The sequence below is a fragment of the Paenibacillus filicis genome (assembly GCF_038070315.1).
Taxonomy (GTDB): Bacteria; Bacillota; Bacilli; order Paenibacillales; family NBRC-103111; genus Paenibacillus_G; species Paenibacillus_G filicis.
The window spans coordinates 20,640-36,276 of record NZ_JBBPCC010000026.1 but is presented as its reverse complement, the minus strand read 5'-3'; the positions used below and the strand labels follow the sequence as shown (position 1 = coordinate 36,276).

General features: G+C 47.7%; 16 protein-coding genes. 3 read left to right on the top strand and 13 right to left on the bottom strand.

Annotation, left to right across the window (positions count from 1 at the left end; all coding sequences use genetic code 11):
• The first annotated feature begins 115 nt into the window (after nt 1-115).
• Nucleotides 116-730, top strand: a complete 615-nt coding sequence (locus tag WMW72_RS29665; protein ID WP_341419283.1) for a TetR/AcrR family transcriptional regulator — start codon at nt 116-118, stop codon at nt 728-730.
• A 92-nt stretch (nt 731-822) separates the two neighbouring features.
• On the opposite strand, the gene WMW72_RS29660 is transcribed toward WMW72_RS29665, so the two are convergent.
• On the bottom strand, nt 823-1,821 hold the full coding sequence (locus WMW72_RS29660; protein ID WP_341419196.1) for a phosphotransferase enzyme family protein: 999 nt from the start codon (nt 1,819-1,821) through the stop codon (nt 823-825).
• 430 nt (nt 1,822-2,251) lie between these two features.
• Between WMW72_RS29660 and WMW72_RS29655 the strand changes: the two genes are divergently transcribed.
• Entirely contained in the window at nt 2,252-2,653 is a 402-nt protein-coding gene (locus WMW72_RS29655) for a VOC family protein (protein ID WP_341419195.1), read from the top strand.
• Between the two features lie 349 nt (nt 2,654-3,002).
• On the opposite strand, the gene WMW72_RS29650 is transcribed toward WMW72_RS29655, so the two are convergent.
• Nucleotides 3,003-3,566: an SDR family NAD(P)-dependent oxidoreductase gene (locus WMW72_RS29650; protein WP_341419282.1), complete on the bottom strand. Its 564-nt coding sequence runs from the start codon at nt 3,564-3,566 to the stop codon at nt 3,003-3,005.
• 85 nt (nt 3,567-3,651) lie between these two features.
• On the opposite strand from WMW72_RS29650, the gene WMW72_RS29645 reads away from it, so the two are divergent.
• Nucleotides 3,652-4,461, top strand: a complete 810-nt coding sequence (locus tag WMW72_RS29645; RefSeq protein WP_341419281.1) for an AraC family transcriptional regulator — start codon at nt 3,652-3,654, stop codon at nt 4,459-4,461.
• Between the two features lie 365 nt (nt 4,462-4,826).
• Here the strand turns inward: WMW72_RS29645 and WMW72_RS29640 are convergent, their stop codons facing one another.
• The 11 genes from WMW72_RS29640 to WMW72_RS29590 all read right to left on the bottom strand — a co-directional run bounded on the left by WMW72_RS29640 (nt 4,827) and on the right by WMW72_RS29590 (nt 15,602).
• A complete protein-coding gene (locus tag WMW72_RS29640; protein ID WP_341419194.1) occupies nt 4,827-5,633 on the bottom strand; it encodes a CPBP family intramembrane glutamic endopeptidase in 807 nt (268 codons plus the stop codon).
• Between the two features lie 623 nt (nt 5,634-6,256).
• A complete protein-coding gene (gene bioC, locus WMW72_RS29635; RefSeq protein WP_341419193.1) occupies nt 6,257-7,123 on the bottom strand; it encodes a malonyl-ACP O-methyltransferase BioC in 867 nt (288 codons plus the stop codon).
• Entirely contained in the window at nt 7,107-7,697 is a 591-nt protein-coding gene (locus WMW72_RS29630) for an alpha/beta fold hydrolase (RefSeq protein WP_341419192.1), read from the bottom strand. Before WMW72_RS29630 ends, bioC begins: the two co-directional genes overlap by 17 nt.
• 200 nt (nt 7,698-7,897) lie before the next feature.
• Entirely contained in the window at nt 7,898-8,617 is a 720-nt protein-coding gene (locus tag WMW72_RS29625; RefSeq protein ID WP_341419280.1) for an aminotransferase class I/II-fold pyridoxal phosphate-dependent enzyme, read from the bottom strand.
• A gap of 225 nt (nt 8,618-8,842) precedes the next feature.
• A complete protein-coding gene (locus WMW72_RS29620) occupies nt 8,843-8,983 on the bottom strand; it encodes a hypothetical protein (RefSeq protein ID WP_341419191.1) in 141 nt (46 codons plus the stop codon).
• Complete coding sequence (bioA, locus tag WMW72_RS29615) at nt 8,980-10,311, bottom strand: adenosylmethionine--8-amino-7-oxononanoate transaminase (RefSeq protein WP_341419279.1); 1,332 nt, start codon at nt 10,309-10,311, stop codon at nt 8,980-8,982. Before bioA ends, WMW72_RS29620 begins: the two co-directional genes overlap by 4 nt.
• A 336-nt stretch (nt 10,312-10,647) precedes the next feature.
• On the bottom strand, nt 10,648-11,727 hold the full coding sequence (locus WMW72_RS29610) for an MBL fold metallo-hydrolase (RefSeq protein WP_341419190.1): 1,080 nt from the start codon (nt 11,725-11,727) through the stop codon (nt 10,648-10,650).
• Nucleotides 11,728-11,903: 176 nt separating this feature from the next.
• Nucleotides 11,904-12,326: a MerR family transcriptional regulator gene (locus tag WMW72_RS29605; RefSeq protein ID WP_423227617.1), complete on the bottom strand. Its 423-nt coding sequence runs from the start codon at nt 12,324-12,326 to the stop codon at nt 11,904-11,906.
• A gap of 99 nt (nt 12,327-12,425) precedes the next feature.
• A complete protein-coding gene (locus tag WMW72_RS29600; protein ID WP_341419188.1) occupies nt 12,426-13,319 on the bottom strand; it encodes a helix-turn-helix domain-containing protein in 894 nt (297 codons plus the stop codon).
• Between the two features lie 613 nt (nt 13,320-13,932).
• Nucleotides 13,933-15,117 (bottom strand): acyl-CoA dehydrogenase family protein, encoded by a 1,185-nt coding sequence (locus tag WMW72_RS29595; RefSeq protein ID WP_341419187.1) that lies wholly within the window; start codon nt 15,115-15,117, stop codon nt 13,933-13,935.
• 5 nt (nt 15,118-15,122) lie between these two features.
• On the bottom strand, nt 15,123-15,602 hold the full coding sequence (locus WMW72_RS29590; RefSeq protein ID WP_341419186.1) for a DinB family protein: 480 nt from the start codon (nt 15,600-15,602) through the stop codon (nt 15,123-15,125).
• Between the last annotated feature and the right edge of the window lie 35 nt (nt 15,603-15,637).

The window sequence follows — 15,637 nt, the reverse complement described above, 5'->3', positions numbered from 1 at the left end:
TGTAAAATATATGCTGCAATCTGGATTATTTTAATTAGTTATGAAAATAAGAACAGTCTGTCTTTTAATTCGATATTGACACTCTCTCTTTGTTATCCTTACAATATAATGAACCATACAACCGCTGCAAGTTAAGGAGGGGATTATCATCCGAAAAGGTGAGAAGACCAAGCAGTTTGTCATCGAAAAAACAGCTCTGCTGTTGAACCAACGCGGCTTTTTGTCCACCTCTTTGGCCGAAATTACGGATGCCACCGGCCTGCAAAAGGGCGGACTCTATAATCATTTCAAAGATAAAGAAGAGCTGATGCTCGAATCGTTCAAGCACTGCTGCGCGCTGGTGAATGAACAGATGGAACCGGTCATGGCCTCCCAGCCGACATCGCTCGGGCAGCTTACTGCGTTCATCGATTTTTATTGCGGCCTGGACTTCCCTGGAGGCTGTCCGATCGTAAACGCCACGGTGGAAGCACATGCGGTATCGCCCCCGCTGTATGAGCAGGCTGGGCAGGCTATGGATAATCTGTTGGCGTTTATCGGCGAGATTATCCAATCAGGCATATCCTCGGGCGAGATTCGCGCGCAAGTGATTCCTAAGGATGCTGCCCTGTTCATCCTCTCCGCCGTGGAGGGAGGCTTAGTGATGCACAAGCTCTATCCGGGCAACTCCTCGATCACAACGGTGAGAGAGCAGCTTTTCCGCTACATTGAGAGCGAGCTGAAAAAATAGAATTGGACTGATCTTGAAAATAAAGCAGCAGCTGTCTTGGACGAGAAAATAAAGTCCTAAACTGCTGCTGTTTTTTTAGCCTATTGTATCCGTTAGCTTAACAGGAAATCTTCCCCATTAATATATTTTATAAAATAATCTTGAATAACTGTTGGAAAACTTTCTGCCAAAGATTGTTGTTCGATTGGATTTAAAGAATGGAATGCGAAAGTCCTTATTATTGACCATATAAAAAAAGCATCTAATAGCTCTAAATAATTTTCTTGTAGTTTATTTACTTTGCTATATGATGCAATAAATATTTTCCTATTTTCAACTGAAAGATGCAGAAATGTTTCAGCAATATCAAATAAATAAAAGCCATAACCACAATTCGAAAAATCTATTGGCCGAGGAATATCTCCATGAAACACATAGTTACTCTCATGAAGGTCAGAATGAATAACTCCCCAGTTACTCTGTAATCGTTCATGACTTTGTATCACATTTGCTATTTTATGTGCTGACTCTTCCACATAGACAAACGCTTCGCTTGACATAAGTTCTAGATTTACCAACTGTTTTAATTGATTGAGTGATGAAAATAAATGATCAGAATTATATATTGGTCTATTAAAGCCTTCAGGTACATTCCACTGCATAGAATGTTTATGTAGAGCCGCCATTAAAAGAGCCAAATTTGCAGTTTCACTTCTTGTTGGCTCCCTGTTAAGCACTTCGCCATTAACCCAATGATGAATAGTCACAATCAATTTATTATCGCTATGATCAGTTGATATATCTATTACCAGATCACCGTCAAGATTTCTTACAGGAGAAGGTACTACGAGATCTGTATCTCCATCTAAAGCTTCGAGCCAAATGAGTTCTGATTCGATATTTCCCTTTGATTTAATGGAACTCGTCGAGATATGGATTTTGAGAAGAAACTTTCGATTATCATCATTTGTATGAATTCGGAATGTAACATTATCACTTTTCCCAAGGTAAACAAGTTTCTCACAAATGATCGGGTATTGAATTAACGCTTCTTTCGCAACCTTCGTATACTCTTCTTCAGAAAGCATAGTATTCACTCCAATTGCCATCATTTTATTTCATAATATTACCAGAAAAATTCCTTGTATCGTGACCTAGATTGATTATAAATAAACATTACTGCCTGTTAGTTGAACGACAAACCAGACATATATATCAAATAACTTATTTTTAGATTATGTAACCAAGGCAGCGACCAAAACCGAAAGGGCACTCGACTGGCAAGGACTTGCTGAACAGCTACATCAAGGTTTAGATCGGGGAACGCGGCAACATCCATATCGTCTACTGATGCATTGCGAAATCGAATTCGGGAGTAGGCCAAAATAAGGCTAAAACGCTACTGACATACTGTTGTCAGTAGCGTTTTTTTTAAATCGGAATAAGTAAACATAAAGGAGCGGAAGATAAGTACGAAGTATTCTGGCCCAAAATGATAGGATACGGTATTGTATTATTTATTATTTGGAAGAATGATATCTCGTGAATTTTGCTTCTGTACGCATCATTACCGACAACGTGGATCGTCTCGTCGAGTTCTATGAGAAAGTCCTAGGTGTTTCGGCGGAACGCCCCGCGCCCGTCTTTGCCGAACTCGTTGTGCCATCGTGCACCCTGGCGATCGGCCACTCCCAGACGGTGCAACTGTTCGGCGCTGGTTCCGCAGTGGCCAACAATCACACTATCATCATCGAGTTCCGCATCGACGATGTCGATGCCGAATACGAGCGCTTGCAGCCGTTTATCAACGAGTGGGTAAAGGAACCAACCACGATGCCATGGGGGAACCGTGCTGTGCTGTTTCGCGATCCCGACGGCAATCTGGTTAACCTCTTCGCGCCGGTGACCGAGGAAGCGATCAAACGGTTCAGCGGTAGGCATTGACAGACAGCTGAAGTGAGTTTGGCCTCAATTTGGGGAGTGGCAACAAGTCGTATGAACCCGAATGGGGCAACACGACTACCCAGGTGTATATACTTATGGTAGGAACTACTCCAATTTGTGATCATTATCATTTAGTCTGTAACAATTTTCATGGGCAAGTCAAAGGAGCTGCCGCGGCAGCTCCTTGATCGTATATATAGAGTGCATCAATCAACCTTATTCCCAAAGGACCCAGACATTAAAATCCAAGTTTAGTTACTATCTGTTTGTTCACTTAATTGCTTATTGACCTGCAAATCTTCGAGTAGGTTGTTTAACTTTTGGTTTGCCCGCTGGTAGGCGTCAGATCCTAAAAATAAGCAAGTTGGCGGGTTGTCCGATTCCACCAACTCGATAAAAACTTCGGCAGCTTTTTCTGGATCACCAATTGCTTGCCATGTTTCGCTTCAAATTTTTTTATTTCATCATGGAGAGAAAAATAATCGGCGATTTTATGATCCGCTACAACCAGGGATTCGGCTGTATTAAATTCGGTTCTAAATCCCCCCGGCGCAACAACCGTTACATGGATTCCCATCGATTTAACATCTTGGGCTAAAGCATCTGACAAACCAATAAGAGCCGATTTGGTGGCAGCATAAATACTCCATCCCGTGTGCGGAGCAAGTCCAGCGATAGATGAAATATTAATGATGTGACCATAGCGTTTCTTCCTCATGTAGGGCAAAACACTTTGGATCACGTAAATGCTGCCAAACACGTTAACTTCGAAGCTTGCTAGGATATCCTGTTCGGAAAGCTCTTCGATAGCTCCACCAATTCCGTATCCAGCGTTATTGACCGCTACATCTATTTGTCCAAAATGCTCGTAGGCCAATTCCATGGATTGAGCAATGGAAGCGGAATTTTTCAAATCAACTTTAAGCGGCAAAAAACGTTCCTCTGAAACCTGACCAACAGCTTGTTTTACTGAAAAAGATGGGGACCATCACACATTAATTCCTTCACTTCATCTCATTCAAGATTCCAATGCCACAGTCCCTATATGCAGAATTCAAAAGCCCTCCTTATGTATAGTTGCTCAAGGAGAAAAAATAGTGATTTTGGGCAACGAAAGTTATACATACGGCGTTTGCGATTATTTGGCTGTTTCTTTAGATGTGCCGATATCCGGACAAGCGATCAAGCCTTCATCGGAAGCTCCCTTTTTGTCAATCCGACTTGACCTTGACGCAGGTGAAATCTTTGAAGTCATGAAGGAGACCCATCTGTTTCCCGAAAGTATAGAAAATTATCCAAAAAGCTTATTTGTTGGGAAAATGAACAATAGTCTTCTGGATGCAGTGATTCGGCTAGTAAGACTATTGGAAACTCCAAGAGATATATCAGCATTAGCGCCATTAATCATTAAAGAAATCATATATAGGCTACTTATTGAAAAAGAGGGGGATGTTTTCAAGCAAATTGCCACAACCGGTAGTCATTATGCAACGATTGCAGAGGTAGTCGAACGGATTAAAACAAACTTCAACAAACCTCTACGTATTAATGAATTAACGGAAATTGCCAACATGAGTTCTTCGTCTCTATATCGTCATTTCAAGCAAGTTACTGCGATGACTCCCGTTCAGTATCAGAAACAGCTGCGATTGCAAGAAGGGCGGCGCCTTTTAATGACTGAAAACTACAACGTCGCAAATACCGCTTTTCATGTCGGCTATGAAAGTCCATCTCAATTCAGTCGTGAATATGCACGGTTATTTGGGTGTTCTCCGACTGCCGATATTTTGCGGATGCAAAATAATTAAAACTGTGCACCCTACCACCGTTACTCAACCGTACAGATTATGCTAAAAGAACCGACGATAAAGTTCTCGTCGGCGTTCTCCGCACAGCGGACGTATAGTTGAGTGATTGATGCTTTTCCATGTCCTAACATGCCTGGTATCTCAGTTTTTCTTTATCTTTCTTTTACTTGATCGCCCAGTGTAGTCTTATCTCCTGAATTGAACTATCATCTGCCCAGTTGTAAGTCTCTTCCCGATAAAGCTCGAATCCGTATCCCTGCCACATATCGATTGGTTCAAAGCCTTCTCAGCCATCTCGATATGCCCGGATGCGGATCCCTGTGCACCGGATCCAGCTCGTGCAGCGCCGGCAGTCTTGCCGCGGATCAGCCGACTGGTCGTGACACGCTTTGGGCGCTATTGCGCCGCTTTTCACGGCGGAGGATGATGAGAACCGTGATCGCTCCAGCGATCGCCAACAACGGAGATGCCATACCAGCGATGGGAAACGACGACGTGCCATGCGAGAAGATGCTCAAGTCCCAGAGTCCGTGCAGGAACATGGAGGCTACGAGCGATCCGGTAGACCGCCGGGCGAGATAGAAGATCGAACCGAGGCCGAAAGCCATCATCACCTGGAACAGGGCGCCCGCCCCAAGGCCCAGGAACATGTCCGGCAGGTGGAAGACTGCGAACATCCCAGATGAGAGCAGCCAGACCCCGGTTTCGCCGAATCGGCTGCGCAGAGCGACTAACAATTGACCTCGGTGGATCATCTCCTCATTAAAGCCGACCAGGATGCTGCCGACGAAGAGATACAGCCACATCAGGGGCGTAACACGGGTGAAATCGGCGATCAGCATGTTCACGATCGCGATGACTGTCATGATAATCGGGAGCGTCATCGTCCATCGAGAAAGCTGCCGCTTTTCAGCCAGACCGGGGCGCCACCATCCGTAGATCGTAACTACTGTGAAGGCTAGCACGGCACCGCCGAACATTGGTGCTACGTACCAGAGAAGAAGGGTCTGCTCACTCTCACCTATTCGCGGGTAGTCGACGCCGTTGAGCACGAAGATACCGTAGAAGACTGCGATGTAGAGGAAATATCCGAGAACCCCCCATCGTACGCGGGGACGAATTCGAAGGGCGGGATTCGAAGATTCTTGCAGCATTTTCCTGTTATTTGACATTATAAACACTCCCACTATAAATTAATATTTTGTTTTCCTAAGATTTGAACATCGACTACTTCAAGAGCTAGAAGTATCATGTTGTGGTGACAACGGTGTCTACTCCCGTTCATTGTATCTCTTGACTTAAGCAGCCCTTTGCGATCGCAGAAGCGCAGCTTCCTTCCCGTCTTCGCGGTCAGCTTGATTGAAAATGTCTTCTCTATCATTCTCAGCCCCTTTCAAGCGTTACTATAGCACTTGACGCGACGTCAGGAGCAAGCGTTTCTTTGATCTTATCAATGAGGAAAGGAAGCATTGGCGAAATTCTCTCCCTTTTTATTTTCCCTCAGTTTTTCTCGTGATAGGCTTGTCCAAGTTTCCCAAAGACTTAACGGACATGACAGAAATATACTCCGGTGCTTTGCCGACAACATCAATTGGGAATTGTTCTAGTTAGGTTCCTTCCTCATTATTCCAAAGACCATGCTCGTTAACTTAATTAAACCCGTCCTTGATGAATCCTCGGTTAATGATAAAGTGGATCAAAAGCTCTTAAAAAGGCAGCGGCGTCTGGAACATGGAATAGCATGTTCCAGACGCCGCTGCCTTTTTGGGCTACGCTTGTCAGTTATAAAGCTTATCTACCCCTCCGCCAATGCTTGGATCCATAGAAGATCATAACTGGCAGCAACACCTCCCGGTAGGCTGAACTTCTCCTCGTATTCCTTATACATGCTGGCGAACAGAAGTCGCGAACTGAGGCCGCGCATAGGAACAGCCTCGGAAGTGCTGGCTCCCATCGCTTTGACCGAGTGAAGAAAATCTCTGGCTGAAGCATACGTTTCCCTCTGAATCGAGCGTTCCCATTGGATACATGAAAATCCTGCTGCCGTGAGCAAGCTGTTCCATTCCTCTGTCGATAGAAACTGCAGGCCGTGCCGCTGCGGCTCCATGCCATGAGCTCGATAAACGGCATGAAAAGCCTCATGCATCTCGCAGAATGTGTCAGGCCCAAATGTGCTAAATATGAGCGAGCCTCCAGGACGAAGCATCCGCCGAAGGTGACCCAGTGTTTGCCTAGGATTGCTAAGCCATTGAAAGCAGGCGTTGGAGACGATGAGATCGAACGAGGAGGTCGTAGCATCTTTCGCCCACACTTCAACATCAGCATGAAGAAAGCGTACACGATCCGAATTCAGTGTTGGGATGCCATTAAAATTCGCCTCATCTGATAGGACACGTTGTTCAGCCAATCGGATCATCTCGGGCGCAATATCAAGTGCAGTCATACTCGCACTGGGCCATTCCGTTACTAGAATCTCGGTCAGCGTCCCCGTGCCGCAACCGATCTCAAGCATACTGAGCCTATCTATGTCGCTTTTGTTCTTCCACCCTAAGAGAGATTTTGCAAGCCGATCCGACATCAAACGCTGAACATGAGCGTGAGCGTCGTACGAATTTGCACTTCGATTAAATTGACGCCGGATATTACTAATCCTGCTGCTCATGCCACCATCTCCTCAGTTTATTAGCTATTTGGTCTTCCCTTCCCAAGAACGGAGCATGCCCGCAGGCAGGTATCGTGAATAACTTTGCTTGCGGCAACTGGGCCATCAGCTCCAATGCAGCGCCGTAAGGACAAATCCGATCCTCAGTCCCGTGCACAAGAAATACCGGACAGGTGATGCTCTTCATTTGAGACAAGCATTCCTCGCTTCGCAAGATTTGAAGACCTGCGATTAGCGCTGGGGTTGTCCAGCTGCCGATTGGGGGAAGGCTTTCGCCTAGACCGGCCTCCCATTCGGCCTCCGTCAATAGGAGCTGTCGGAACTTGGTTTCAACATCTTGCCGGTTCTGTACGAGCCCTGTCATCATCTTCCTAACGTATAGATCTGCCCAACCGAGATCAGACTCCTCTTTGGACCTCGTAAATCGGGCAGTGGCCCCGAGCAACACCAGGCCATCAGCGAACCCTTGGAGCGCTAGCCGCAGTGCCAGTAAACCGCCGAGAGACCATCCCCCGATCAATAGCGGACCGTGGAAAGCTCTTGTCCTGCAAGCCTCTCCATCCAAATACAGCAAGTTTTTGACTGCGATTTCAGTCAGGAGCAGCAAGTTCTCTGGAGAATCAGCCTCCCTGTAATCGACAGAAACATGATGAAAATCCGGAAGTAACTAGCGAATCCGATCGAAAACTGCATCCGGCATACTCCATCCGCACAACCATAACATGGTGCCGCTTGTCGCTGGCTGAGTTTTCACGGAATCAACATCCAATGCCATCATGGACTCAACACCCCTAGTCGAAGTCCGATGTTGTGGATGTGTGCGGCTGCATCGGTCAACTCCTTATCCATGTGAACGGCTGACAAGGAAAAGCGAAGGCGCGCTGTGCCATCAGGCACCGTAGGCGGACGGATGGCAACCGCTAGAATCCCTTCTTCTTCTAGAGCTCCGCTGAAGCGCAAGGCCGTATCGTTATCGCCCACGATTAAAGGTACAATAGGAGAGTCGCCATCACCGATGCTAAACCCGGCGTCACGAAGCGAGGACCGAAATAACCGGGTTGCCGTATGAAGCCTTTCTCGACGCCAGTGTTCCTTTTGTACCAAATCTAACGACATGGAAATGCCAGTTACGATAGAAGGGGGCAACGCCGTTGAATAGATGAGTGGCCTAGCCTTGTTCACCAGCCATCGAATTAGCGTGCGTCTGCCAACAATATAAGCGCCGTAGACACCGAAGGATTTGCTTAATGTTCCCATATGAATATCCACATCTCCCTGCAGCCCGAGTTCATGACATAATCCTTCGCCTCGCCCCCCGTAGATCCCCCCACTATGTGCCTCATCCACCATGAGCATCGCTCCGTACTCGCGTTTGAGCGCAGCCAGTTCACGCAATGGAGCCTGATCACCATCCATGGAGAAAACAGCGTCCGTAACAATCAGCTTACGCCGTTTATCCCGATACTTATTCAGTAGCATACGCAAATGTTCCATATGATTATGACGGTACCGAGCATGCTCCGCACGGCTTAATACAATGCCATCCACCATACCTTGCATGGTTCAACTGATCGCTGAACACAACATCTCCTCGGCCTACTAGTGCACGGATAACTCTTGAATTAGCCATATATCCATTAGCAAAAACTAGCGCAGCTTCGCAGTTCTGCCACTCAGCCAGTGCTTCTTCCAGACGACCATAAGACATCTGGTTACCTGTCACATGACGTGAAGCTCCTGAGCCAGCTCCTTCCGTGAGCAGCGCCTCGTAATGGCTGCCGTGACAACAGTCTTCCTTACGCCGGTGTCCGTTCCTGTCACGAATAATCCGCGTATCGTTTCCATATTCACTTGGTTCATGTAACCAGGCCGCCTTCCGTGACGTGAAGGATGGATTGCTCCAAAATATCGGTCATGGCATCAAGTTCCGCTTCAGTACTGACAAGCGGAGGGATGAAGACAATCACATTGCCGAGCGGTCTCGTTAGCATGCCGAGTTCTCTGGCCCGCAAGCTCGTGCGAACGCCAATTCGTTCTGCCCAATCGTACGTCTCCCGTGATGTCTTGTCGCGTACGAGCTCGATTCCGATCATCAGTCCTTTTTGCCGGATTTCACCCACATGCGGGCGATCTTTGAGCGCTGCGAGCTTCTGCTCAACAAAGGATGCCTTAGCTTTTACTCCTTCGACCAGGTTGCGCTCTTCAAACAGCTTCAAGCTAGCCAAAGCAACGGCACAGCCGAGTTGGTTCCCCGTGTAGGAATGACCATGGAAAAATGTTTTCTGCTCTTGGTAATCGGCATAAAACGCTTCGTACACCTCGTCCGTCGCAAGCGTCGCTGCCACCGGCAAATAGCCGCCGGTCAACCCTTTCCCGATCACCATCAAATCAGGTGAAACATCTTCGAGATCACAAGCGAACATAGCCCCCGTTCGACCGAAACCGGTCGCCACCTCGTCAGCGATGAGCAGGACGCCATACTTGCGGCACAACTTAGCCATCTGGCTTAAACAGCCTGGCGGCATGACGATGATGCCACTAGCCCCTTGTACGATCGGCTCCACAATGAGAGCCGCAATTTCATCCGCCCGAGTCTCGAGCAAATGACGTAGTGCGGTTAGCGTATCTTCCGTTGCTTTCGCCTCGCCGCCAACATGGCGATAAGAGTAGGGATATGGAATGACGTGGGAAGGAAATAGCATGGGGCGAAACACGTCATGGTACAGAGGGATCGCACCGACACTCACGGCACCAACGGTATCTCCGTGGTACGCTTGATTCATCGTGATAAACTTTGTTTTCCCCCGTATTCCCTTGTTATGCCAGTATTGAAACGCCATTTTGATCGCGATCTCGACACCGGTCGCTCCTGAATCGGAGTAAAACACTTTGTTTAGCCCTGCCGGAGTGATCCCCACCAGCTTTTCTGCAAGCTCGATGGCTGGCACATTGGCCATTCCGAGAAGGGTGGAATGGGCGACTCGCCCTAACTGCTCCGTGATGGCCTGATTGAGCTCCGGCACGTTATGTCCATGTACGTTGAGCCATACGGATGAGAAACCATCATAATAAGCGCGTCCTTGGACGTCATACAGCATGATGCCTTCGCCGCGTTCAATAATAAGCGGATCCGAGTTATTGTAATCCTTCATTTGAGTAAAAGGATGCCATAAGTGCTCCTTATTCATGGCAGCGAGCCGTTCGTAATCCGTTATCACCCATGATCACCATCCTCTAATTATTTAATTGTTAACCATAAATCATATTTTTAGGTTAACAATCGGATTTGGTCATTTTAGCAGACCCGGACGCCTCTGTAAAGAGAATTCAGAGTGTACGATTCAAGATAGGCATCACGAAAACTTCAACAGAGGAGAAACGAGCTACCCAAAAAACAAAGGTATCCAACATCAAAAACCCTTCTGCATGGATCACAGAAGGGTCAATCTGGAACTATTTCTTTGGATCATCTCTCAGACGATACTTTTCTCCCGGTAATTACCCAAGCACGAGACGCCCGAGCGTTACTCCCACCACTTTGAGGACGGGTATTCCGGCGATCCTATCGTTACCGTTTCGCCTATTCTTGGTGTTATCAGCACTGTATTCCGCTGTTCAGCCGCCAGTTTCGCCCGCTCTATAGGGTCCGTCCAGCTGTGCAGCGCTAAGGTGAACGCTCCCCAGTGAATAGGTATCATCCGTTTGCCTTGCACATCCTGGTTGGCTTGCAGCGATTCTTCCGGAGTCATATGAATATTCGCCCATTGTTCATCATATTGGCCCGTTTCGATGAGCGTCAGGTCAAATGGTCCGTACTTATCGCCAATTTCCTTGAAATGCGGCCCGTATCCACTATCTCCGCTATAATAGATGTTCGTTTCTTTACCCGTCATAACCCAGGAGCTCCATAAGGTAGCCCCGCTGTCGCCTCTGCCACGGCCGGAGAAATGTCTGGCCGGCGTGCTAACGAACGTCAGTCCCTGGACCGTCTCCTCTTCCCACCAATCAAGCTCTTTGATGCGGTCAGGATCGACTCCCCACTTCGTCAGATGCCCGGAAATCCCTAATGGGACGATAAATTGCTTGACCTTGCCTTTCAATTTGCGAATGGAGCCATAGTCCAGATGATCGTAATGATCATGCGAGATGAGGACGACATCAATTTCCGGCAATTCCTCGATCTCTGCCGGCAGCTTGTCGCTGTAACGCTTGGGACCGAAGTAAGGCACCGGAGAAGCATAGGTTCCGAATACCGGGTCTATTAACACCTTCACTCCGCTTGCTTTCAGCAATAGCGTTGAATGTCCGAACCAGACGACTTGATCCTCCGCCTTTTCCGCGAAGGCCTTCGCATCAAAGCTATCAACAGGGAGGCTTCCTTTCGGTCTGCCGTTCGGATTCCCTTTTACCGTTTTGATTAGCGCATCGGCGGTTTCTTTTAAGCTATAATCCATAGGTGTTGGAATTTGATTGCGAAACTTCCCGTCGACAAACTGCGGGGATTGTTGAATTTTCCTCTGGCTTTCGGCCGAGCTTTTGCCGCCAAGCGGCGGATAAAAGTACACGATCAAAAAGATGGCTAGAGCGGCTATGATCACTATCATGAATACTTTCATCCCGTTAACTTCCCACTTTCTTATTATTTAGGAATAATGAATCCAAATCTTTTACATTTTACATGTTAAAGTCCACTTTAAGTCAAGAGTTTTTCATCAAAAATAACGAATCCTCGTTGCATTATTTCATTGAGCGAAATAATGCAACGAGGATTCGCGACATGTTAGCTTATTGGCGGCTCCTGTTTCTCGATATATTCGAGAAAACTGTCTTCCGGGTTTCCTTTTTGAATGTTATTATAAACCTCCAGCTTCTGACTAACCGCTTCAAAAGCCTCGTTAAGCACCTGCTGCTTTCTTATAATCTCCGCTTGATGCGCTTCCAGTATGGCCCTTCTTTGTCCGATCGTGGCTTCTCCCTGTTCGGCCAGCTCCACAATTTCTCTGATCTTCGCTATGCTCATTCCCGTTGCGCGGAAACAGCTCATGAGTCGAATCCAGTCCAAATCCTTTTTATCAAATATACGGTTGCCATTTTCGTCCCTGCGAATGTTGGGCAGTAGTCCTTCTTTATCATAGAAACGTATCGTATGTGCGGGACAATTCAATTGCTCCGATGCTTCCTTAATGGTAAACAATGCGCTCACTCCCCCCAGTATACATGGCAAAAAACACTGATTGCGCCTCTGCGCAATCAGCGCTCTCGTCTCCGTTCCGTTCTCGCAATTATATCACAAGCCGCCCTATTATGCTTGATGTAAGCTCCGATTCGATAAGCCTTGTCTTAGGGCTGATGGAGGGGAACCAAACCTTTTCTTCCATACCTTGGAGAAATGAGAGACATTTTCGAAGCCTGTCGCCAAGCAAACCTCCGTAACGGATAACTCCGAATGGGTCAATAATTCCTTGGCCTTATCCAACCGGCGGTTACGAATCCATTGAAAGGTAGGTTCATTATAAATTTTTCGAAACTCCCGCTTGAATGCAGACAAGCTTTTGCCAGATAAATAGGCTAAATCCTGGAGGGATACGGGATTCAAAATGTTCTGTTCCACGACCTCGACAATGCTTGTGGGCCGAAGCTGCTTGAGCTTCAAAATTTGTTGCATGAGTACTGGATCTGCATCCAAAATATTGAACAGCAGCTCCAGCATTTTTAATTTTAATAATTCGTCTTGTATCCCCTCAGAAACCTTGAAATACGGTTTCAGTGACGCCAAATAGCTTAGCAGGCGCTCATTGACAGGAATCACGCTAGCGGGTATAGATTCGTTTCGCTCGACGGATGAGAATTGGGACATCTTAACAAACTCATGAAGCAACTCATCCTGTAAGAAAAACATCATATATTCCAATATATGCTCCGAGTTCTCTTCACCATATTTCTCATATTCGACTACAGTCGCCTTTTGCAAGAGCACCATTTCATTTTTTCTTACGGTATGCTCCTCTTCGCCATTTTTGACAATATAGACCCCTTCTAGCACAAATAATAGAACATGTTCCTGTAGGAACATACGCCCGCTTTGGACACCCGTGTATAAGCAAGCCCCTACGACTGTTAGCCCTCTCATCTTTAGCATATCAAGGCTGACTAAGTCCTTAGGTACTTTCACTATTTTGCCTGGCATCCCCTCCATAGGCTCACCCCTACTTATAGATTGTCCCCGTCTTATCCATTTCTTACTGTTTTATTATCTTAGCAGTTAACAACGTTAATCGCTTTGCTATGAAGTCCATTTTATTTGTTAGTTTAGCCCTCATATCCGTATTCATTCAACCTTATTGAACCCGGTGGCTGGGTCCTTGTCAAATGAACCAAATAAAATGTTTCAACTAAATATTGGGAAGCTTAAGGATTGAATCCATCTAGCCTGGGGAATCTGGAGCTTGAAGATGATCGGTGACGATCTTGACTTGATCGTACTCTCCTGCCAGAATTGCAGCAAGTCCTGCAATTGTAAACTTAAGCCGTCGAGTTGTAGGGTTGCGGCCATGCAGATCCTCCTTCAATATAACAATTTTCGAATCTTCCTTGTTGGTACTTTGTGATATTAACTTCCCACTTAATGATAATAGAATACCTCATATGGGCAAAACTGCAAATCCTCCCAATGAGGATTTTAGCCGTAAAAAAAGAAACCTTTCTTGGGTAATGGAAGTAGGAACCAACCATTACATAGAAGAGAGGTTTCTTTAGTTCAAGAAGTCAAAAGTTAAGGCGAAGGCTTGGCTCGGCCCTTGAGCTGTGTTCTAGCTGTACTTGCCCAGCGCCTTGAAGGCAAGATCTTTGATGACCAGATCGTCGAGCGGCGGATTGAATAAACCGGCCCGAATATCGCGATAAATTCGCTCCAACGGATTCGAGCGAGACAGGCTGGAGCCACCGCAGACCCGCATAGCGCGGTCCGAGATGCTAATCGCACTATTCACTGCCGTGTACTTGGTCAGCGCAAACTCCGGCTTCAGAGCAGCCCGTTCCCCCGGCTCCTCATCCCAGCGGCGAGCCATGGAGTACAGCAGTATTCTCGCCGTCGTTAGCTCCGCCTCGATCAGTCCAAGATGCTGCTGAATAAGAGGAAGCTCCCCGATTGGCATGCCGAGACTGTCCGGCTGATACGTGCGGGCGAACTCAACGGCGTAGTCCCGCGCTGCAGTCGCCAGCCCGAGATAGCAGGCCGAGATGAACATGAGAAAGCCGTGCCCATCCTGCGGCTGCTGTTGCTGCTGACCTTTTGGTGAGATGGAGACCACAGATGCCTCTGGCACAAATACGCGATCTAGCAGCAGATCATGACTGCCGGTGGAACGCATGCCAAGCGTATCCCAGGTTTCCTTCATTCCAACACCCGCCTGGCGATCCACGTAGAATTCTCCCGTTGCAGCTTCTCCGTCGATCGATGCGATGACACTGAAATGATTAATGTTCGGCAGCAGCGTGCTGAAGCTTTTGCGTCCGCTCAGCAGCCAGCCGCCTTCAGAGCGGACAGCCGTTGTGCGCGGCTTTGCGCCACGGCCCGGACTTCCGATCCCAGGCTCGCTGATATAGCCGTTGTACAACTCGCCTTGCTCGACCGTCAGCTTGCACAGTCGAGCAAACAGATGCTCCGGCCAGCGACGCGTCGTCCTCAGCTGCAGAATTAAACCGAGATGCCAACCCAGGGAAAGGGCTGTAGAGCCATCTCCCCTGGCAATGTTCTCCAGAAATTGGACAAGCGAGAACAAGGAGATTTCGTCGCCACCGAATTCCTTCGGCACTGTAAGCTTCAGGCAGCCTGCCTGCTTTAAATCCTCGAAATTATCGAATGGAAAAGAACCCTCGCGATCATGCTGGGGAGCACGCTCAGCGAATCGGACTGCCAGCCGCTTCGCCAAGCTGATCAGCTCAGCTTCCTTGTTGTTATCTACTAAGATTTCCTCACTGCGTATACTTGTCATACCGATTACCTGCTGCGGTAATCGGTAAGGGCGGTTTGGATTTGGTCCAGATGCCCCTGCAGATGGTTGATTTGCCCGGCAATCACCTGTGCAAGTGTAATCAGTCCGTTCTCCGGATGCGCTCCGGTACGCTCCCATGCCTCATCTTTGATTTGCTCCAGCAGCTCGCTGTTGGCAGCACGAAGCAATCGGAAGCGCTCCAGCGCAGCCGCCAGATCGAGCGCTTCATAATTCAGCGAGTCGGTCCAGTTGTCCTGCTCGAAAGGCTGTATAGCAGGGGCCTTCTCCGAGAGAATATTCCGTACACGGAACGATACAGCCAGCTCCGCATCCGCCAGATGAACAGCAATCTGCTTGATCGACCACTTCTCCGGCAGACGATGGTGCAGCAGCTCCGCTTCACTTAAGCCCTGTACCGCTTGCGCAAGTGCCTCTCCTCCTGCTTTGTACGTTGCGACCAGTTGCTCTTTACTCAGTTGTGTCATAATCTGTTTCCTCCCTAGGTGTGTTGGATACATTC

Excerpts from the sequence above, each read along its gene's own strand:
- bioC (WP_341419193.1), bottom strand. The coding sequence starts at position 7,123 with ATGAGCAGCAGGATTAGTAATATCCGGCGTCAATTTAATCGAAGTGCA.
- WMW72_RS29595 (WP_341419187.1), bottom strand. The coding sequence starts at position 15,117 with ATGACAAGTATACGCAGTGAGGAAATCTTAGTAGATAACAACAAGGAA.
- bioA (WP_341419279.1), bottom strand. The coding sequence starts at position 10,311 with ATGAATAAGGAGCACTTATGGCATCCTTTTACTCAAATGAAGGATTAC.
- WMW72_RS29590 (WP_341419186.1), bottom strand. The coding sequence starts at position 15,602 with ATGACACAACTGAGTAAAGAGCAACTGGTCGCAACGTACAAAGCAGGA.
- WMW72_RS29600 (WP_341419188.1), bottom strand. The coding sequence starts at position 13,319 with ATGGAGGGGATGCCAGGCAAAATAGTGAAAGTACCTAAGGACTTAGTC.
- WMW72_RS29620 (WP_341419191.1), bottom strand. The coding sequence starts at position 8,983 with ATGAACCAAGTGAATATGGAAACGATACGCGGATTATTCGTGACAGGA.
- WMW72_RS29625 (WP_341419280.1), bottom strand. The coding sequence starts at position 8,617 with ATGGAACATTTGCGTATGCTACTGAATAAGTATCGGGATAAACGGCGT.
- WMW72_RS29640 (WP_341419194.1), bottom strand. The coding sequence starts at position 5,633 with ATGTCAAATAACAGGAAAATGCTGCAAGAATCTTCGAATCCCGCCCTT.
- WMW72_RS29610 (WP_341419190.1), bottom strand. The coding sequence starts at position 11,727 with ATGATAGTGATCATAGCCGCTCTAGCCATCTTTTTGATCGTGTACTTT.
- WMW72_RS29660 (WP_341419196.1), bottom strand. The coding sequence starts at position 1,821 with ATGATGGCAATTGGAGTGAATACTATGCTTTCTGAAGAAGAGTATACG.